At 37.0% G+C, this 19,134-nt stretch carries 19 protein-coding genes and 1 pseudogene; 4 read left to right on the plus strand and 16 right to left on the minus strand.

Features of this window, described 5'->3' with window-relative positions:
- Positions 1–132: 132 nt before the first annotated feature.
- From MKX69_RS11005 to comGA, 9 genes and pseudogenes are all read right to left on the minus strand, one after another.
- Positions 133–1,317 (minus strand): acetate/propionate family kinase, encoded by a 1,185-nt coding sequence (locus MKX69_RS11005; protein WP_341010187.1) that lies wholly within the window; start codon positions 1,315–1,317, stop codon positions 133–135.
- A gap of 24 nt (positions 1,318–1,341) precedes the next feature.
- Entirely contained in the window at positions 1,342–2,349 is a 1,008-nt protein-coding gene (locus tag MKX69_RS11010) for a class I SAM-dependent methyltransferase (RefSeq protein WP_002319190.1), read from the minus strand.
- 171 nt (positions 2,350–2,520) lie between these two features.
- Positions 2,521–2,880 (minus strand): competence type IV pilus minor pilin ComGG, encoded by a 360-nt coding sequence (gene comGG / locus MKX69_RS11015; RefSeq protein WP_341010189.1) that lies wholly within the window; start codon positions 2,878–2,880, stop codon positions 2,521–2,523.
- Positions 2,852–3,277 carry a competence type IV pilus minor pilin ComGF gene (gene comGF, locus MKX69_RS11020; protein ID WP_002325315.1) on the minus strand — a complete coding sequence of 142 codons (426 nt, stop codon included), beginning with the start codon at positions 3,275–3,277 and terminating at the stop codon, positions 2,852–2,854. The genes comGG and comGF overlap by 29 nt, the downstream gene beginning before the upstream one ends.
- Positions 3,240–3,587, minus strand: coding sequence for a hypothetical protein (locus MKX69_RS11025; RefSeq protein ID WP_238702713.1), 348 nt, complete (start codon positions 3,585–3,587; stop codon positions 3,240–3,242). Before MKX69_RS11025 ends, comGF begins: the two co-directional genes overlap by 38 nt.
- Complete coding sequence (comGD, locus tag MKX69_RS11030) at positions 3,559–4,029, minus strand: competence type IV pilus minor pilin ComGD (RefSeq protein WP_341010540.1); 471 nt, start codon at positions 4,027–4,029, stop codon at positions 3,559–3,561. Before comGD ends, MKX69_RS11025 begins: the two co-directional genes overlap by 29 nt.
- Positions 4,004–4,267: a competence type IV pilus major pilin ComGC gene (comGC, locus tag MKX69_RS11035; RefSeq protein ID WP_029744295.1), complete on the minus strand. Its 264-nt coding sequence runs from the start codon at positions 4,265–4,267 to the stop codon at positions 4,004–4,006. Before comGC ends, comGD begins: the two co-directional genes overlap by 26 nt.
- Positions 4,268–4,277: 10 nt before the next feature.
- The gene (gene comGB / locus MKX69_RS11040; RefSeq protein WP_341010195.1) at positions 4,278–5,327 is read right to left on the minus strand and encodes a competence type IV pilus assembly protein ComGB; all 1,050 of its coding nucleotides are present in this window, start codon (positions 5,325–5,327) and stop codon (positions 4,278–4,280) included.
- A pseudogene (comGA, locus tag MKX69_RS11045) lies at positions 5,284–6,211 on the minus strand (competence type IV pilus ATPase ComGA). The gene comGB and the pseudogene comGA overlap by 44 nt, the downstream one beginning before the upstream one ends.
- 131 nt (positions 6,212–6,342) lie before the next feature.
- On the opposite strand from comGA, the gene ade reads away from it, so the two are divergent.
- Positions 6,343–8,097 (plus strand): adenine deaminase, encoded by a 1,755-nt coding sequence (gene ade / locus MKX69_RS11050; RefSeq protein ID WP_341010197.1) that lies wholly within the window; start codon positions 6,343–6,345, stop codon positions 8,095–8,097.
- 75 nt (positions 8,098–8,172) lie between these two features.
- Here the strand turns inward: ade and trmB are convergent, their stop codons facing one another.
- The 4 genes from trmB to MKX69_RS11070 all read right to left on the minus strand — a co-directional run bounded on the left by trmB (position 8,173) and on the right by MKX69_RS11070 (position 11,831).
- On the minus strand, positions 8,173–8,856 hold the full coding sequence (gene trmB, locus MKX69_RS11055) for a tRNA (guanosine(46)-N7)-methyltransferase TrmB (protein ID WP_341010199.1): 684 nt from the start codon (positions 8,854–8,856) through the stop codon (positions 8,173–8,175).
- A gap of 47 nt (positions 8,857–8,903) precedes the next feature.
- On the minus strand, positions 8,904–9,686 hold the full coding sequence (locus tag MKX69_RS11060) for a phosphotransferase family protein (protein WP_002286194.1): 783 nt from the start codon (positions 9,684–9,686) through the stop codon (positions 8,904–8,906).
- Between the two features lie 203 nt (positions 9,687–9,889).
- Positions 9,890–11,101: an ABC transporter permease gene (locus tag MKX69_RS11065; protein ID WP_341010201.1), complete on the minus strand. Its 1,212-nt coding sequence runs from the start codon at positions 11,099–11,101 to the stop codon at positions 9,890–9,892.
- A complete protein-coding gene (locus tag MKX69_RS11070) occupies positions 11,094–11,831 on the minus strand; it encodes an ABC transporter ATP-binding protein (RefSeq protein WP_010723628.1) in 738 nt (245 codons plus the stop codon). Before MKX69_RS11070 ends, MKX69_RS11065 begins: the two co-directional genes overlap by 8 nt.
- Before the next feature lie 137 nt (positions 11,832–11,968).
- Between MKX69_RS11070 and MKX69_RS11075 the strand changes: the two genes are divergently transcribed.
- The 3 genes from MKX69_RS11075 (at position 11,969) to MKX69_RS11085 (ending at position 13,930) form a co-directional block, all read left to right on the plus strand.
- Positions 11,969–12,403 (plus strand): HIT family protein, encoded by a 435-nt coding sequence (locus MKX69_RS11075; RefSeq protein WP_002319184.1) that lies wholly within the window; start codon positions 11,969–11,971, stop codon positions 12,401–12,403.
- Entirely contained in the window at positions 12,396–12,740 is a 345-nt protein-coding gene (locus MKX69_RS11080) for a YtxH domain-containing protein (protein WP_341010204.1), read from the plus strand. Before MKX69_RS11075 ends, MKX69_RS11080 begins: the two co-directional genes overlap by 8 nt.
- A gap of 179 nt (positions 12,741–12,919) precedes the next feature.
- Positions 12,920–13,930 carry a peptidylprolyl isomerase gene (locus tag MKX69_RS11085; RefSeq protein ID WP_002286208.1) on the plus strand — a complete coding sequence of 337 codons (1,011 nt, stop codon included), beginning with the start codon at positions 12,920–12,922 and terminating at the stop codon, positions 13,928–13,930.
- Positions 13,931–13,997: 67 nt separating this feature from the next.
- On the opposite strand, the gene MKX69_RS11090 is transcribed toward MKX69_RS11085, so the two are convergent.
- The 3 genes from MKX69_RS11090 to MKX69_RS11100 are packed head-to-tail and all read right to left on the minus strand — an operon-like array spanning position 13,998 to position 18,863.
- The gene (locus tag MKX69_RS11090; protein ID WP_002286211.1) at positions 13,998–14,942 is read right to left on the minus strand and encodes a 3'-5' exoribonuclease YhaM family protein; all 945 of its coding nucleotides are present in this window, start codon (positions 14,940–14,942) and stop codon (positions 13,998–14,000) included.
- Positions 14,926–17,646 carry an ATP-binding protein gene (locus MKX69_RS11095; protein ID WP_341010208.1) on the minus strand — a complete coding sequence of 907 codons (2,721 nt, stop codon included), beginning with the start codon at positions 17,644–17,646 and terminating at the stop codon, positions 14,926–14,928. Before MKX69_RS11095 ends, MKX69_RS11090 begins: the two co-directional genes overlap by 17 nt.
- Positions 17,643–18,863 (minus strand): metallophosphoesterase family protein, encoded by a 1,221-nt coding sequence (locus MKX69_RS11100; RefSeq protein WP_341010210.1) that lies wholly within the window; start codon positions 18,861–18,863, stop codon positions 17,643–17,645. The genes MKX69_RS11095 and MKX69_RS11100 overlap by 4 nt, the downstream gene beginning before the upstream one ends.
- Between the last annotated feature and the right edge of the window lie 271 nt (positions 18,864–19,134).

Raw genomic sequence — 19,134 nt, forward strand, 5'->3', positions numbered from 1 at the left:
TAAGAATATCCTGTAAAAAAGAAGGTAAATTGAAGTTAAATTACCATTTTGCGGTCTTCTCCGCAAAAAAAAACACATGCAAGAATTCCCTCTTGCATGCGTTTCATCTTTTATCCTAACGAATGCTTTGGCTTAGCCGCGCAGACGCTCCACATCACGGGCAATCATTAGTTCCTCATCTGTTGGGATCACTAATACTCTTACTTTTGATTCTTTTGTAGAGATATCTACTTCTTCACCACGCAATTCATTCAACGCTGGATCGATTTCACAACCAAACCAAGACATACCTTTGATGATTTCACTACGTACATGTCCGTCATTCTCGCCGATACCAGCAGTAAAGACAATTGCATCAACACCATTCATCGTTGTCACATAACCGCCGACGTATTTTCGGATGCGGTCCACGAAAATGTCATAAGCTAAACGAATATGTTCTTTTTCATAGTTCTTTTCAAGATCACGCATATCACTAGACAATCCTGTTAGGCCTAGCAGACCAGATTTCTTGTTCAAAACATTGATCATTTCATCAATATCAATCTCTAATTTTTCCATTAAATATGGGAGAACAGCTGGATCGATATCACCTGAACGTGTACCCATTGTCACCCCAGCTAATGGTGTGAATCCCATAGAAGTATCCATGGATTTACCTCCATCGACTGCTGTGATCGATACACCATTTCCTAAGTGGCAAGTGATGATTTTTAGTTCTTCGATCGGTTTGTTCAATAATTTTGCCGCACGTTCCGACACATAACGATGACTTGTGCCATGAAAGCCATATTTTCTTACTTTGAAATCTTCATAATAAGACACCGGTAAGCTATATAAATAATTTTGCTTTGGCATTGTTGAGTGGAAAGATGTATCGAATACAGCCACACTCAAAATGTCAGGTAAAATCTTTTTAAACGCTTTGATCCCCATTAAGTTTGCAGGATTATGCAAAGGAGCAAATTCTGCTAATTCAGCAATGCGGTCCATTACTTTCTCATCGATCACTACTGAATCCCCATAAGTTTCTCCTCCGTGAACAACACGGTGCCCTACTCCGGTGATTTCATCATAAGAGCTTAAAATTTGCAGTTCAATCAACTGATCTAACAGCATTTTTACTGCTACTTCGTGGTTTTCGATATCCATGATTTGTTCGAATTTTTGATTATCGCCGTACTTGATGGTAAAAATAGAATCTTGTAAACCGATACGTTCGACGATCCCTTTCGCAACTACGGTTTCTTCTGGCATTTGATATAATTGCCATTTCAAACTTGAACTCCCAGCATTGATTGCAATTGTTTTAGACATATGACTCTCCTTCTCGTTGAATGATTACAGAGCAGATGATTTCCAGTTTTTAAACTCGTTGAAAAATTCCGTCACCTTCTCTGGTTCTTTTAATGAAGCAAGTTTCACAAGCAAGACTTCTTTTACTTGTTGTGCTTGTGGTCCTTTTTTCTGTAAGATCAAAATACTTTTTTGCGATTGTTTATTACGGAACAATTCATCTGGCAATTGAATCATTCCTTGAAGATAGCCTTCTTCTTTAAACCATTTTTTGATTTCTTCACTTTGATCCGTTTCTAAAAATCCACTCGGCATCAAAAACAAACCAAAACCATCCGGCTTCACATATTTCATTGATTGCTCTAGCAATAAATGATGTGCATAACTATGGCCTTCTTCGGTACTTGTTAAAAACTCTTTTGCTTTTTCGTCATTCGGATAATAACCGATTGGCAAATCGCTGATTGCAAAATCGACAGGATCTATTAATAAATCCTGCAACCCGTCTTGATGAAAGTATTGAACATTTGCTTGTGTCAAATCACTTGTAGAAGCTGCGACAGCCAACAATGTATCATCAATATCCACACCAATTCCTTCTGTTTGGTACCCCGCATTCGATAGGTTTAAAAGAACTGTTAATAACAAGTTGCCCATTCCTGCCGCAATATCCAGAATCTTAACCGGTGCTTTTTTATTTGTGTATAGTTGTTCAATAAGAAAAACAAATAAAAAACCGATACTATCAGGAGTGAGTTGATGGTTCGCCTGCAAATGTTCTGTCTGGCTGCCCTTCAATAAAAGTAATTGAGACAGTCTGCGCCATTCTTCTGGCTCGAAAGAAAGTTTCTTCAACTCTTCATAAAGAGCTGTGATCCGTTGCGTTGTCTCTTTTGTCGGCACTCCATCCACCACACGTACTTGATAATCATCTATTAAATTTTCTGCATTTTCGACATAGGCTTCTAAAAAGGAAGTTCCCAATGCATTCTGTAAAAGCTGAATAGCTTCCAGGTTTTGATTAAACCCTTGTTCCATTTTTTCTGGTAACATGGTGCACCTCATTTCTAGATATATTATAACAATTTTTTCACCTGTTTAATTCTATCGAACAATTGACAAAATTTCAATCGTTTTCACTGTTTTTTATTTGTGAAACGGCAAACATTTTTTTATTAAAAACAGTGTTATAACAGAAAAGAGGGCGTTTTCACGAACATTCCATCATTCTGTACTAGTATCTGTATCATTTTTTACTTCTTCTGTGAACCGAAAGATAAACGGTGAGACTTCCACCTCTAAGAATAGGGACTGTTGTACCCACTGATATGTTACAGATCCAGTTGTGTAGTAAAAAACTCCTTCCGAACTTTCGGCAAGCGTAGACTGTTCCGATAAAGCCATCTGCTTCATTATTTTTGCTATATAATAATTTTTGATTCGTATATTAAGATCCATTGACAAACGGTAGCTTTCTAATTCTGCCATCAATAAAAACGTACATAAAAGAAATAAAAGCAAGACAGAAAATAAAATAGAGCCCTTATAACATTTTCTACTGATCGTTTTTTGTCCATATGGCATATCCATCTTCTCCATTTTCAAAGTGTACATAAAAAGAAATTGTGTGTTCTTTTTCCAATAATTGAAGCTCAGTGATACTTGTTAACATAGGTTGATGTCCGCCGGAAGTTCTTCTTTTACGTATCATTGCCTGATATCTTTCGATGATATACTGTTTATCCTCGATCGTGTAGTGCAGTTGCTGATTTTTCACAGAGACATTGTGACTGCTCTTGAGTTCTTCTTCTAATTGTGCTAAAAATATTAGCCACTCTTTTTGATCTTTACGCTGCAAAAATTCACTTACTTGGATGGTTTGCTGAATCAAAAGATTGAATGTGAGCAATAGACTGCTCAATATCATCAGTCCAATTAGACATTCAATCAGCGTAAATGCTGGAATTACTTGTTTTTTCAATACTGATCGCTTCTTTCTCCATATTGACAAACACTTTTTCGATTACTCCATTATTATCGACAATTTGGATATCGTATGGGATCATTTCTTCCTTTCGCTCTGGTCTTTTGTGATACATCCGCTGCGTCTTGATATCTTCATAAATCATTCGAATAAATAGCAGTTCCTCCCCACTTTTCTTTTCTGCCTGAAGCAAAAACAGCTGGCCAAAGCTCACTAAGTAGACACAGACAGAAGCGATCATAAGCGCTGTAAGGGACTCCAACAAAACAAATCCTGTTTTATTCAATTCTTTTTGTATAGCGACCACTCCCTATCTGGAATTGATACGTAATCGCCCGCTCTTTTTCTTCCCAATAAAATTGATAAGCTTTTAGTGAACTTTCATTCCCGGTTCTAGCAGCAAAAGTAATAGAAGCATGGCGTTTCAAGGTAATCTCATCAGGAATATCTAATACTTCCCAATTTATTTTATCTGGATTTGGAACATGAAAAATGATTTGATTCTCTTCACTATTCCAATAAAAGCCTGTTTGGATCTGATTCACAATAGCGATTTTTTGCGTAGAATAGATTCGTTTTTCAAATTGGCTGAAAAATTGATAGACTGCCAATTCATTCTTCCATGCAGAAAATGCGAGAACTGGAAAAGAAAGGATCGTTGTAAGTAATAAAATCAGTAAGAGTGATTCAAACAACGTATATCCTGATGCTAAAACCTTACCTTCAAGGCCGCTGATAGATTTCTGCATGTTCTCGTTTGATATAGCCTTCATTCAACAATTCCTCCACAGTAGGAACTCTTCCATTATTTTGAAGCGCATAGAGTTCTTTTTGTGTGTCTACCAACTGGATGATCGCTTCACGACTTTCTTGGTCTACATGATTCCTATAACGCGACAAATTAGGGACGAACAACAACACTAATACACTGATGATCAGTAAGACGATTAGCATTTCGATCAATGTAAAACCGCTATAATAAGATATTTTTTCTTTTTCATGGCAAAACCTCCTCTATGCTTCCGTAAACAAGTAATAAAACAGCGGCATAAACTAATAAAATCAAAGCCGCTACGCCCAAAAAAATGATTGGCTGAATAAAATGCATCCAGTGATGAAGACGTTTGAAAAGCTGTTTTCTTGTCCATTCGCTGTAAAAAATCAGTTCTTTACCTAAACTTCCCTTTGCCTCTCCCTGTAAAACAATTTTACTGAATTCTTCTGATAGAAAACGATAATTCTGGAACTGCTCAGCCAATGACATACCTGCCTCCAATCCTTGAATCAACTTAGAGGCAAGATGCTGAATCAGACTTTCTTGTTTCGTTTCCTTTAAGCAGACTATGATTTGCCTTAATTCGAAACCTTCATGAAAAAGCTTTCCAATCTCTAGTGACAAATAAGCCGATTGATACAAGGAATATATCGGTCCAATCAATAATTGTCTGCTTATCCATTCACTCTGATCAACAGGAGACAACTTCATCAGACGATACCTTACTAGTAAAGCCAATAGAGTAACCGCTAGGATGAATAGTAGAACATACCAATGAAAGACTTGTATCAGCTGAATCCCCCAATGCTCTTGCATGACCATTCCTGAACCAATAAGCTGAGGCAAAACGAACAACCGCATACTAAACAAGATACCTAGCAAAAAGGTGAGCAATAGCATCGGATATGCAAGCAGCTTTTTCAAATCATTGCGAAATCCTTCAACAAGCCGAAACTGTTTGGCAATTTCCAACAAAGTTGTCGGCAGATTCCCATGACGTTCAGCTAACTCGATCTGTACCAGTTGCTCTGCTCCATATCCTATTTGCGAAAGTACCTCACTAAACGCTTGCCCTTCCTTTAGCTGATGTTGGATATTTGCCAAAATAACAGGTGGAAACGAACGGATCGTGAGTAATAAATAAAGGGATTCTTGCAGACTAAAACCAGATAAAAGCAGTTCTCCCATGGTTTGTGCAAACTGGTTTTGCTGGCTTCTCGTTAATCCTTTAGAATAGTTCTGACTGCCAAATGTTTTCCTGAGCTTCTTCATAACTTTCCTCCCATGATTTTTTTACTGATTCTTCCTCCATAAATTGATAACTCCATAAGACAGAAGGATGGTGATTGGCATCTTCCAAAAGTTCTTGATAAATGACACCAGCTAAACATTCAGATAGCTCTTCTTTTTTCTTTGTCAGTTCATGGATTCTGACCAATGTACCTTCAAGATTGCGTGCATGTACGGTTGCAAAAACCCGGTGCCCTGTTAGTGCTGCTCTTACCGCAGCATGTGCAGTTGATTCATCTCTTATCTCGCCAATGATCAGCAAGTCTGGACGATGCCGTAATGCGAGTTTCAAAAGTGTATCATAAGTCTGTGCTATTTTCGGATTGATCTGTAGCTGCAGAAAAAACGGTTCTTCTATCTCTACAGGATCTTCGATAGTAATCACTTGCAATTTTTCTTCCAAAGCCAACCGATACATTAGAGAAGTCTTGCCTGATCCGACTGGTCCGCTGAAAAGGTATAATCCACGTCTGACAGTTTTCTGTAAAATAGTTGCAAAATCTCGAGAACTAAAGCAACGATGGGGTGTTTCAAAAGTACCGTATAATAGCCGAATCACTAAACTCTCTCGTTGAAGGTAATCTCCTACAGAAGACAACCGCAGACGAACTTCCTGTTTTTCTAAAGAATAGGTAAATGCACCTAACTGAGCTTTTCTTTTTTCTCCGATATCCATCTGTCCCAAATACTTAAATCTTGAGATCAGTTGCTGTCCATCTGCCGAAGAGACTTTCTTCCAGAATGTTCGTTTTTTTCCATAGCGAAAATAGATGTAAAATACTTCTGAAGCTGGCAATATATACGTCTTGGGCATGTTTGGCAAAACTTTCACTTATCATTTGATCCGATAATCGTTTTATTTCCATTATTCTCCCCTCCACAAAAAACATACGTCTTTTTGATCTTTTTGTTTCAAATAAAATGAATTTACAAAAAAATATTGGCAAAAGCCGAATTTATGTTATACTTATAAAAATTTATCTTGGGAGGCACTCCATTGGAAACAACATTAAGGAAATATATCGAAGTAGCAAGTAAAAAAAAGCCCGCTGACCTAGTGATCAAGCATGCTAAGATCGTCAACGTCTTTACGAAAGAAATCATGGAAAAAGATGTAGCAATCTGCGAAGGAATGATCGTAGGAATCGGTGAATACGAAGGAAAAAGCGTACATAATGCTAATGGGCAATATCTAGTGCCAGGATTCATCGATGGCCATGTGCATATCGAAAGCTCACTTTTATCACCAAGCGAATTTTCAAAAGTATCCTTGCTTCATGGAGTTACTACTGTAGTGACAGATCCCCATGAAATAGGAAACATTGCTGGGAGTACAGGTCTTGAGTTTATGATAGAAGATGCAAGACAAACACTCATGAATATCTTTTTTATGCTACCTTCTTGTGTACCTGTAACCCCTTTTGAGACCAATGGTGCAAATTTAAATGCAAAAAAATTAGCCCCTTTTTTACAAAAACCCGAAGTTTTAGGCTTAGCTGAAGTCATGAACTATCAAGCAGTAGCAAATAATGAAGCAGACATCCTAGAAAAGATCCAATTGATGCACCAGCATAAGAAAAAAATTGACGGGCATGCAGCTGGTATCGGCATGGAAGAGTTAAATGTTTATCCTGCAGCAGGTATTCGGACGGATCATGAAGCTACAACTGCAAAAGAAGCTAAAGAACGTTTGGATCTTGGTATGTATTTAATGGTTCGAGAAGGGACTGTTGCAAAAGATCTGGCATCGCTACTACCGGCGATCACACCTGAAAATTCAAGAAGATGCTTCTTTGTCACCGATGATAAACTGATCAATGATTTAGTAAAAGAAGGATCAATCGATCATATCGTCCGTCAAGCTATTGCACTTGGAATCGATCCATTACAAGCCATTCAGATGGCAACATTGAATGCAGCAGAATGTTTTGATTTGAAAACACTAGGTGCGATTGCCCCTGGGTATCAAGCTGATTTCTTCTTAACAGACGATCTTACCAAGCTACCAATTCATGAAGTTTTCTATAAGGGAACATTAGTTGTTCAATCTGGGCAACTCCAAGACCATTTATTTGCTGATCATTCAAATTCATATACGTGTTGTCTGCCAAAAATAAACGCTCAACCATTAAATCCACATTCGTTAGAGCTGCTTCTTTCTTCTTCACAAGCCCATGTGATCGAAATTATCCCGAATAGTCTAGTGACTAAAGATTTGGTAGAAAAAGTGGACCGACAAGGCGAACGATTCATTCCTTCAATCGAAAAAGACCAATTAAAGATTGCGGTGATCGAGCGTCACCATCAAACGGGAAACATTGGATTAGGCATAGTGAAAGGATTTCAGCTGAAACAAGGAGCGATAGCGACAACGATTGCCCATGACTCGCATAATCTAGTTGTCGTTGGGACAAACGACGAGGATATGCTGTATGCTGCTAATCTTTTGATTCAAAAAGGTGGCGGGATGACCGTTGTCAACAAACAGCAGGAAATAGCTTGTGTTTCTCTTCCTATAGGCGGAATCATGACACAGGAACCTTTTTCGATCGTCTATGAACAGTTGAATGAATTAATAACTAAAGCACATCAACTAGGAGCAGCTAAAACCTTTGATCCTTTTTTGACACTTTCTTTCTTAACATTATCTGTCATACCCGAATTGAAGATCACCGACAAAGGATTATTTTCATTTTCTCGCTTCCAATTGATTCCACCTTGTGGAAAAACCGATGAAATAAATACATTTTAAATCAAATAAATCCCAGAAAATACATTACATCTGTAATGTTCATTTTCTGGGATTTATTTATGGATATTAATGTTTTTATGAAAGCAGAAAGTTAGTTTCGCAGACTTTCTTTTTGGTCTTATCTTGAAATTGAGCTTCTACTCGATAAATACGTTGACCTTTTGAAGAAAATTTTTCTTCATACTCCGTCATAATATTGCCTTCAAATTGACTTTGATGTAAATCTAACCATACCTGTTTGAGGATCATGCCATATTGAGAAAAACTTGCCAGAGAATACTCAAACAATCCTTGATTATCTGTTTTGAAATGGATTTCTCCATTTGGACGAAGAATCTGTTCATCTACAGCAAGAAAAGTCTTATATGTCAATCGCCGTTTTTCATGACGTTTTTTTGGCCATGGATCGGAAAAATTCAGATAAATTTGATCTACTTCGCTGTCAGCGAAATACTCTGTCAACGCTGATCCATCCACATGTAGAAGTTTCAGGTTAGGAAGCGGTTGTTCGATCAACTTGTCTAGTGCAATCGAAACAACACTGACCTGCATTTCTACTCCAATATAATTGATTTCAGGATGGGCTTTTGCCATTCCAGTGATGAACTGGCCTTTCCCCATACCAATCTCAATGTGGATTGGATGATCGTTTTCAAACAATTCATTCCATTTTCCCTTCCACAATGTTGGATCACTAATTACAAAATTCGGGTGAGCCGCTAACATTTCCGCTGCTCCCGGACGATTTCGGACACGCATTATTTATCTCCATTCCTTTCCTCTAATTAAAAAGGTTGGGCCAAACCTCAGCCACTGAAAATTCGTTTTAATTGTAAAATTTCTTCGTTCATCCGTCGATGATCTTCACGTTTGCAATATCTGGTGATTTCTTGGAGCAAATTCATGGCCGCATACCAATGAAATTTTTCAAGCATTTCGTCAGTCGGGCGTATGCCATAACTGATCAGCCACTGATTCCAGCTAGACAGTGGCACATAATTTCCTAAAATCGTTGCAATATCCACCGCAGGGTCTGCAAACATGATTGAATCCCAATCGACTAGATATAAATAATTTTTACATACTAACCAATTACGATGGTTTACATCTCCGTGTACTACTGATAAGTTTTCCTTATCTATTGACGGGATCTGCTCACGAAGAAAACGATGGACAATTTGCAGAAATTGATTTTTCTGGAGTTCTTCCGGTAATTCTTTTTCATATTTTTGCAGCATCTTCTCCGGCGTCATGACACGACCACCGATACGGGTCAGCATGGTTTTAAGAGAATTTGAATGATGTAAATGGTACAAAACATCAATCACGTCGTTTCTTTGACCAATCTCATTAGGAGTCAGCAAGCGACCTTCCAGCCACTCTTGTGCTGTCAAAGTATCGCCATTCCCCGTTCGTTTTGTCCAAACAAGTTTTGGTGTAATTCCTTCCCTTGAAAGAGCAGCCAACATCGGAGTCGTGTTTCGTTTAATAAAGACTTTGTCCTCATCACGCATGCCTATGTATGTTTTTCCTGTGTCGCCTTTGATGGGACGTAACCGCCACTCTTGGTCTAACTGAAACTCCATCATGCATTCTCCCGTCCTCTTACTCTTTGTTTTGCAGTACTTATTATTCTAGTCGCCTGAACACTACACGTCAAGCACATATACGTTCTTTTTCATTTAATTGCCATTCAAAAAACCAGCTTTTCTCAAAAAAAATAGAACGAACAGCATTCTTACTGTCAACGCTCTATTTTTCATTCTCATTTTTACCCTACACAGCTTTGTTTTCAGTCTGACATCTTCTTCAAACGAGTTGGTACATATAGTTTAACAAAGAGCATAGTAACAATCAAATAAGCCGCTAGCGGAACCCATCGCTGCTGCCCATCTAATACGACTGCAGCAATCAAACCAAAAATAACCGACGCGATAATTAATACCCATGTGAGTAGATACTGAATCGCCTGCTTCTTCTGATTCTTATGGATTGGATAAAGCTGAACGAGAACCATATAGCGGAACTGGTTCGCTAAAGGTAACAGTTGGAAACCGATCAAATATAAAAATAAGAAACCGATAATCAGACTAAAATAAAAGTCGACTACTCCGGCAATCAATAACCCACCTATAATTACTAATCGGAAATAAAGACCACTAAAATCAGAACCTCTTGCCAATCTTCTTGCAAACAAGTAAAAATAAGTGTTTTTTGATTCTCTTTTAATATGAGTCAATATAGGATCCAAATAGCGTCTTCTTTTGATCTTTGCCGTAATTTCAGGAACATCTGTGAATAAATTGATAAATTGATAGATCTGATGCAACCTATGTTCTTCTACATGCACCATTTTCTCCCAATCCAATCCTTTTTCTTGTTGCTTCCACAAAAACCAGTAATATAGACTTGCCTGTACTAATGCACCTGCTATTCCTGCCCATATCAGCCAATAAAATGATAGAAACAAAAAGATCAGAGAAGAAAAAAACCAGCCTAATTTCCAATAACGAATAACTTGTTGATCTAGTCGAAACAATTCTGCTCTCTTGATTTGCAGATGACTGAATTTCAAACTCCATAATATGATCAGATAGACGAAAAACATCGAAAAGGATTGCTCCGTACTAACCACCACTAATGGCATGGCCAATCCGCATGCCAATATCAAAAAGATCAACGGAAAAATGCAAGAATAGCGAAAAGCTCGTTCCAAATAGGTTTGCATTTCTTTTTCTTTAGGAAGTAAAAAAACAATATCTGCTGCCTCTGCAAAAGTAGCCATCTTACCCACGAATAAACAGAACATCCAAAATACAGAGATTATGAGCCCTCCAATTGCAAACGGTGGCTGCAGGGTTTTCAACCAATTAGAATAATATAATCCCACACCGCCAATCAAGAAAAGACAAACTAAAACAAAATGATCGTTCAATACATAACGCATATATTTCATCATTTTCTTTTGATGTCTTGCTAAACGTTTTTGAAAAAAACTACTCATGTACCTGCTCCTTTGTTAAAGCAATATAGATTTCGTCCAAAGAAGAATCCGGCAGCTGAAATTCTTTTCTCAACATCTCAAGAGAACCGTCTGCTCGTATCTCTCCGTTATGTAAGACCACAAAACGATCACAATATTTTTCTGCAGTAGCTAAAATATGCGTAGACATCAAAATACCGGCTCCTTCTTTTTTCATTTCTACCATCAATTCAAGCAATGCATTGATAGCTAGTGGATCCAAGCCTAAAAATGGTTCGTCGATGATATATAAAGAAGGCTCGATCAAAAAGGCGCATAAGATCATCACTTTCTGTTTCATTCCCTTTGAAAAATTAGCTGGGAACCAGTCAAGACGATTAGATAACCGAAAAGTCTCCAACAACTTTTCTGCTCTTTTCATTGCTGTATCCATAGGTATATCGTAGGCCATCGCAGTGACTTCGATATGTTCTCTCAATGTCAATTCTTCATATAAAGAAGGAGTCTCTGGAATATACCCAATTTGTTTGCGATATTCTTCCGTATTTTTCTTTAAGGATAGATGATTGATTTCTATCGTTCCTTTTGAAGCTTCCAGCAGACCGATAATGTGCTTGATGGTCGTACTTTTCCCTGCTCCGTTCAGTCCAATCAACCCTACTATCTCTCCAGGCTGTACATCGAAACTGATATCTTTTAACACAGGGAGATGTCCGTACCCCCCTGTGACATGATCGATAATTAAACTCATTCTTTTTCCTCCGCCATTTATTTTTATTTATTATACCACGAAGAAAATGACGGTATTTTGTTTTTTTCCTTACAATAGCTTTAACTTATGGTAAAGTTAAGCTGAAGTATTTATTCTTTATAGAAAGGATGTTTTATATGGAAAACTGTATTTTTTGCAAAATCATCAATCAAGAAATCCCAAGCTATAAAATATATGAAGACGACAAGGTCTATGCTTTTTTAGACATCTCTCAAGCAACGAAAGGACACACATTAGTTGTGCCTAAACGTCATGTAGCAGATATTTTTGAATATGATCCCGAACTTGCAGGAGAGGTTTTTTCACGTGTGCCTAAGATTGCTCAAGCATTGGAAAAAGCTTTTCCAGAAATGAAAGGTCTTAATATCTTGAATAACAACCGTGAACTAGCCTATCAATCTGTTTTTCATTCACATATCCATTTAGTCCCTCGCTACAGCAAAGAGGATGATTTTTCTATTCACTTTGGCAATCATCAAGATAGTTATGGATCGGAAGAACTAAAAGCTGTTCAAGAAACAATCGTAAAGCAGGTGTCCTGCGATGATTAAAAACTTTTTCAAAGGACTGTTATTTGGAGTTGCTGCTGGCACTGTCGGAGGTCTGTTATTGGCGCCCAGGAGCGGGAATGAAACAAGAAAGAAACTGATCGAAGAATTGGAAGAAGCAGCAACTCTGACAAACGATTTAAATAACAGCCTGAATCATTTTAAAAGCGCATTGATCGAAACAAAAGAAACAGCTAAATCTGTGATTCCTGCTTTCCAAGAAGCAATCAAAAAAGATATCGAAGATTTTAAATTCCAAGCTGAACCACGTATCACACAAATCAATGAACAAGTAGAAAAACTAAAAGCTGATCTGCCAGAGTATCCTGAACAAATATAATAATGATTATTTTCTCAACAGATTTAACTATATAAGTGAGAAAAGTTTGCGTATTTCCTAGGAATGTGATGAAATTTTGAATTTTGTTTGAAACTACCACGACAACGTTTTTAAAGGAAATGGGATATGGTATAGTTAATATATAAAAATAATAACTAATTACAGGAGTGCAAATTTTAATGAAAAAAAAATCAATTATTTTGGCAGCTACTAGTGCGTTGGCTGTTTTAACTCTAGCAGCTTGTTCAGGCGATACTAATAAAGATATCGCAACGATGAAAGGCGGAACGATCACTGTATCTGATTTCTATGATGAAGCAAAACTTGAATCATCGAACCAATCCTTAGTACAACGGATGATCATTTATAAAGTATTCAATAACAAATATGGCGATAAAGTAACCGATAAGCAAGTGGATGCAGAATACGACAAACAAGCGAAATCATTAGGTGATACTTTTGAATCACAATTAGAAGCTGCTGGATATACGAAAGATACTTATAAAGAATATATTCGTAACAATTTAGCTTTTGAAGCTGGCTTGAAAGCTCACGTAGATATTACAGATGACGATTTGAAAACTGCTTGGAAATCTTTCCATCCAGAAGTAGAAGCACAAATCATCAAATTATCAAGTGAAGATGAAGCAAAAGATGTGAAAAAATCAGCGGATGATGGAGATGATTTCTCTAAATTAGCCAAAGACAAATCAACTGATACAGAGACAAAAGAAGATGGCGGTAAAGTTAAATTCGACTCAACGACAACAACTATTCCTGCAGAAGTAAAAGAAGCAGCTTTCAAATTGAAAGACGGTGAGATCTCCGATGTTATTACTACAACAAATCCTACTTCTTATGCGACAGAATACTACGTTGTCAAAATGGTGAAAAACCAAAATAAAGGCAATGACATGGATAAATACAAAGATCAACTAAAAGATATCGCTACTGAAACTAAACTAAGTGACAATGCATTCACAACTAAAGTAATCGGTGAAGAATTAAAAGATGCAAATGTAAAAATCAAAGATGATGCCTTTGAAAATGTGTTGAGTGCATTCACAACAACTTCATCAAGTACGAAAGACTCAAGTGAAACTACAGCTTCAACAAAGAGTTCTGACACAAAATCAACTGATTCAACAAAAGAATCTTCAACTGAAGAAACAACTGATTCATCAAAATAAAAGAAAACAAAAAAAGCGAAGACTTATGTCTCGCTTTTTTGTTTTGAATGAAAAAAATAAATTTTTGCTATAAATCTTTTGGTACATAGAAACTTCGGTTGTCCATACCGAAAATCCGATCGGTGTATTTTCCTGGTTCTGTTTGACGAATCGAAGTCAACATCATCTGCATCGAAGCATCGATATTGTCGATTTGATGTAATATTTCTGCTTCCATTATTCTTGGACGTACAGGTGAGCCATATTCTAATAAGCCATGGTGTGCTAAAACCATATGACGTAATACGAGAACATCTTCGTCAGCTTCGCTGATTTTCAACGCAAGACAGGCTTTAGTTATTTCTTCGTCAATCAATACCAGATGACCGATCAAATTTCCTGCAAGCGTATATTCTGTCGACATAGGACCGGAAAGTTCAATCACCTTTCCTAAATCATGCAAAATGATACCAGCATACAACAATGCTCGATTCAGCTCAGGATATTCATCGGCGATTGATTTCCCTAAGTGAAGCATTGTCAAAGTATGATAAGCTAATCCGCTGGCAAATGCATGATGGTTTCTTTTTGCTGCCGGAAACTCAAAAAATTGTTTTTGATATTTATTAAGTAGATAGCGAACAATACGATTCCAATGCGCATTGGTGATCTCAAACAACAATTGATTGATTTCTTCTTCCATTTCTTCTTTCTTCAAAGGGGCTCTTTCCATGTATAAACTAGGCTCTCCTGGCTCATCTACCCTTGTTAAGCGCATATGAAGAATCTTTACTTGAGGGTTTCCTTGATAAACCTCTCTTTTACCGTTTAGAAAAACGACTGTGCCGGCTGTAAATTTATTGATTTCCTCCTCCGAAGCATCCCAGTATTTACCATCGATAGTACCTGAAGTATCTTGGAAAGTAAAAGCAATAAATTTTTTTCCGTTTTTAGCGATTCTTACATCTGCACTTTTGATCAGGACAAATTGTTCAAACTGCTCATCGATTACTAAATCACGAATTTTTTTCATTATTTGCTCCTTCTAATTGTTTTACGATTTGGTTCATCTCATGGTAATAGCTTACCATTTCTTTATCAGAAGAAAAACAAATTATTTGATACTTTTCTCCAAATTTAGCTAAAAGTTCAGCTAATTGATACTTTCGCTGATGATCATAATGAAGCCAGCCATCATCAATGATGATCGGGCATATCGAACGGTTAGCTTCTAATGAGAGGTAAGCAAATCTCATCGCCATAATCAGCTGATCTTTCGTACCTGTAGATAACTCATAGATGGGAAATTCTGTATATCCGTCTGTTAAAGTCAGTGTATCATTTTTCAGTAATATCTTCTGATAATTTCCTTTTGTTAAAATACCTAAATAATCACCTGCTGCTCTTAACAACTGGGGTAATTGTCTTTCACTCATCTCTGTTGAAAGATCACCTAAGAATGTCCCGGCGATTTCAAGTGCTCCCCATTCCTCCAGTAATTCCTGTAATTTTGCTTTTTGCCGGCTAGCTTGTTGATAAAGTTCGTCCAATGTGCCGTCTCTTTGCAACTCTTCTACTTGAAGTTGGAGTCGTTGCCGATTTTCACTTGCTTCTTTTTCTTCTTGCTGGAGTTGGGATTGCTTTTCTTTCAGTTGGCGCAGTTTTACAGATAATTTCTCTTTTGTCAGCTCTTCAGGAAATAGTGGAGTAAGCATTTCCGATAATTCATTGTATCTTTTCATCTGCTGTTCGGCTTGTTTGGCTTTTTGTAAAAAGACAGGTGCTTCCGAAGGATAAGATAAGCCTGCTTGAGTCAATTGTTCGCTGTATTCTTGTATCCATACTTTTTGTTTCTTTTTCAATTGATTGATTTCTTGCTTCAATAAAGTATTTTGCTGATAGCTTCTGGCAAATTTCATCTGTTCCATCTCTTGTATAAAACGGGAAAGCAATACCATTTTTTCTAAAATTGACTTATCTTGTATCGGTAACCATTCTTTAACAAGCTCAAATTTTTGGTCGATTTGTCGTAGTTTTTCTTGTATTTCCTGCTCTCTTTTATGTTTCCGCTCAAATACGCCATATAATTTCTGATAATCTATGACTTCCTGTCCATATTCTTTCATGAGTTTGAGCGTATCCATCTTTCCTAAGTGCCGATGATCCGCAAAACGATATACTTCTTGCCGAAGAATCTGTTTTTCTTCCCCAGTTCTCTTTTGTTTTTCTTCTGCTTCAGCTAATTGAGCTAAGGCTAGATCAAGTTGTCCTAGTTTTTCTTGCCACATTCCTTTTATCTCAGAGAAATCATTTTTAGTTTTAATTTTTGGTTGCCTTTTGTAGAAGAAATAGCCAATCATGCCTGCACCAATTAGTAAAAGGATCACTTTCAAGGGCATTGGTACAAATATACCAGCAATGATTATTGCTCCGCCAGCCATCAGCATATACGGTTTAGATGAAGAGAATGGTGCTATCTCTGACTGATTTTGTAATAATGCTGGATAGGTCTCTTCCAAGTCATTCACTTCTGCTTCAATCATCTCTTGTTGTTCTTTAGCTATTTGGAGACGCACAGAAATCTGGCTTTCTAGATCAGCAATCCTTCTTTCTTCAGCCAGAAGATGCTTCCATTCTTCTTCATATAAAAATTCTTCCGGTAACGGATTTTTCTGCCAATGCCACCTTTGTTCCAGAATCTTCAATTCTGAATTTGTTTCTCTAGTCTCAATTTGTAATCTTTGCCATTCTTCGTTTAATTGTTCCGCTGTAAATTGAAGTTGCTGGAGATCTTTTAGTTCCTGCTCCTGCTCTAAATAAAAATAATATCTGACTGACTGCTGATCCATCCCGCTATGCTTTTCCAGTGTTGCTTCTAATTCTTCCAAACGCTCATTTGTTTGCTGATACCGTTTGGAGAAAGACTCCAGATCTAAAAGAAGTTGCTCATCAGGAAGACCTGTAGTGCTGTTTTTTTTGAGAGATTGCCATTCTTCATATAAAGAAAAATTAAGTTCTTGCTGTCTAGCTAATGAAAATTGTTTGTTCGCCTCTTTTAATTGTGCCAATAACTGCTGCTGTTGCGACTCGTATTCCTGTTCTTGTTGGATCAACTTGCCAAAATAAGCTTCCTGTTCTTGTTTTTGATGAATTTTTTCTTGCAGCTCTTTCCATTCATTTAATTTTTGATTGATTAGTAGTTTTTGGCCTTTTTTCTTGAATAATTGTTGTGCTTTCTGATAATATTCTTGCCGCTTTTGGAATACTTGAGAACTGCCCGTGATGCCTAAAGAAATCAGCGCATCATGTAGCTCTTTTTCTCTCAAATTATCTAGTTCCATCAACTGTTCCTGCTGGAAAGTAAATACTTGCTGGAATAACTCTTTCGTTAAAGGCGCAATCAATTTTTCTAGTAACTCATCACTTCCCACTTGATCTCCCAGCCACACCTTCGATTTTCCGCGATTTTGCTGCTTGTAGCGCTCGACAGCAAATTCACCATATACAGGATGTTTAAGCCATATTTTGCCGCCATAGGCTGAGCCGTCTTTTGGTGTATAATCCTTTTTTTTACGGCCTTTTGAAGGGAAACCAAATAATATTGCTTGAATAAATTGATAAATCGTTGATTTTCCTGCTTCGTTTCCCCCATAGATCAGCTGATTGCCTGAATAAAAGTCAAAACTTTTTTGACGCCATTTTCCAAAAGCAGCAATCTCGATCCTTAAAATCTTCATTCCTGATCCTCCTCAAATAAAAAATCTTGATTAAGCAGCTGCTTGGCTTTTTCAAGTGTTTCTTCTTGGTATTCCGGCAGTTCGCTCAATATTCTAGCCGCTTCTTGATGACTATATACTTCATTTAAAATTTGTTGGAAATCTTGAGGTGTCTGATAGTATTGAAATAACTGTTCCATCAATTTAGCAGAAGCAGCAAGTGGGATCTTCGTATAAAAGGTATCCTCTATGAGAGAAATACGCCAAATAAAGAAATCATTTATCCTATCTGAGAATTCCTCTAACAAATAGTCTAATAGCTCTCCTGATTGTATCCGTTCCAAAACATCTGTATTGAGATGGTCATAATCTTTTAATTTTATTTCGATTAAACTAAAACCATACTCTACTTTTGAAAGTTGCTGACGAATGTGAACAATGACCTCTTTTGTCGTTCTTGCTTTCCTCAATGATATTTCCTTTGTCTTCCAATAGACCTCTGCTACTTTAATCGGATGTATTTGGCAACTTCCTTTACTTAATTCAACTAGTAGAATAGATGTAGAAGTTTGTTCTTTTTTAGTGTGTCCTTGAGGCGCACCTGGATAAATGATGGTTTGCTTTTCATTTAAAACTGTTGGCACATGGATATGCCCCAAAGCCCAATAATCGTATCCTTTTTCTTGCATTTTTGAAGGTTGGAAAGGAGCATAGTTCCCTTTTTGCGAGGTACCAGGTTCCCCGTGATACAAACCAATATGGTAATCTGTAAGTTCTCTAGAAGGAAATTCCATCACTTTGTCTTTTTGAATCCATGGTTGTCGATAACTGAATCCACTGAGAGAGACAGTTTCTCCACTTTTTATCGTTATTTTTTTTGTCTCTACCGTTTCGGATGTAAATAAATGGACATTTTTAGGAAAGGAGAACCAATACCGCTCTTTTTGATAGAAATCATGATTTCCGAATATTATAAATACAGGTATATGGTTCTTTTCTAACCGTTTCATCTGTTCTGAAAAATGTTTCTGTATTTTTAATGAAGGACGATTTTGATGAAAATTATCTCCTGCAAGTAAAACAAAATCAACGTTATTTATTATTGCCTGTTCAATGATATTTGATAAAACGGTCAGATTCGTCTTCAATAGTTTTTCCTGTACAGTTTTATCAAGAGTTGTCAGTCCTTCAAATGACCGATCCATATGTAAATCTGCCGCATGGATAAATTTCACCATTAAAAATTTCCTCCTTTTTTTCTTTTATCATACCATTTTCAATGTTTTTTTTCATCAATAACCGAAAATTTGTTCGTATTATGCAAAGAAATTACGATAAATGGCCGGCTTCAAAAAATGAGTTTATTCGAAAAAAAGATTGTGACATAATTTTTGTCACAATCCTAAATATCTATGTTATATTCGCTTCGTTTGACACTGAAGAAGTACTATTTATACTGGAATTTATGCTCCATTTTTCCGTATTTAGAATTCTATGTTCTATACTACC

The organism is Enterococcus sp. FSL R5-0957 (assembly GCF_038008005.1).
Lineage (GTDB): Bacteria > Bacillota > Bacilli > Lactobacillales > Enterococcaceae > Enterococcus_B > Enterococcus_B faecium.

What these genes read in the sequence shown, in the direction of transcription:
- MKX69_RS11090 (WP_002286211.1), bottom strand. Translation starts at nt 14,942, where the DNA reads ATGAAAAAAATTCGTGATTTAGTAATCGATGAGCAGTTTGAACAATTT.
- MKX69_RS11070 (WP_010723628.1), bottom strand. Translation starts at nt 11,831, where the DNA reads ATGAGTTTAATTATCGATCATGTCACAGGGGGGTACGGACATCTCCCT.
- MKX69_RS11085 (WP_002286208.1), top strand. Translation starts at nt 12,920, where the DNA reads ATGAAAAAAAAATCAATTATTTTGGCAGCTACTAGTGCGTTGGCTGTT.
- MKX69_RS11005 (WP_341010187.1), bottom strand. Translation starts at nt 1,317, where the DNA reads ATGTCTAAAACAATTGCAATCAATGCTGGGAGTTCAAGTTTGAAATGG.
- MKX69_RS11095 (WP_341010208.1), bottom strand. Translation starts at nt 17,646, where the DNA reads ATGAAGATTTTAAGGATCGAGATTGCTGCTTTTGGAAAATGGCGTCAA.
- MKX69_RS11010 (WP_002319190.1), bottom strand. Translation starts at nt 2,349, where the DNA reads ATGTTACCAGAAAAAATGGAACAAGGGTTTAATCAAAACCTGGAAGCT.
- MKX69_RS11075 (WP_002319184.1), top strand. Translation starts at nt 11,969, where the DNA reads ATGGAAAACTGTATTTTTTGCAAAATCATCAATCAAGAAATCCCAAGC.
- comGD (WP_341010540.1), bottom strand. Translation starts at nt 4,029, where the DNA reads ATGCAGAAATCTATCAGCGGCCTTGAAGGTAAGGTTTTAGCATCAGGA.
- comGB (WP_341010195.1), bottom strand. Translation starts at nt 5,327, where the DNA reads ATGAAGAAGCTCAGGAAAACATTTGGCAGTCAGAACTATTCTAAAGGA.
- MKX69_RS11100 (WP_341010210.1), bottom strand. Translation starts at nt 18,863, where the DNA reads ATGGTGAAATTTATCCATGCGGCAGATTTACATATGGATCGGTCATTT.
- MKX69_RS11080 (WP_341010204.1), top strand. Translation starts at nt 12,396, where the DNA reads ATGATTAAAAACTTTTTCAAAGGACTGTTATTTGGAGTTGCTGCTGGC.
- trmB (WP_341010199.1), bottom strand. Translation starts at nt 8,856, where the DNA reads ATGCGTGTCCGAAATCGTCCGGGAGCAGCGGAAATGTTAGCGGCTCAC.
- comGG (WP_341010189.1), bottom strand. Translation starts at nt 2,880, where the DNA reads ATGCCATATGGACAAAAAACGATCAGTAGAAAATGTTATAAGGGCTCT.
- MKX69_RS11060 (WP_002286194.1), bottom strand. Translation starts at nt 9,686, where the DNA reads ATGATGGAGTTTCAGTTAGACCAAGAGTGGCGGTTACGTCCCATCAAA.
- MKX69_RS11065 (WP_341010201.1), bottom strand. Translation starts at nt 11,101, where the DNA reads ATGAGTAGTTTTTTTCAAAAACGTTTAGCAAGACATCAAAAGAAAATG.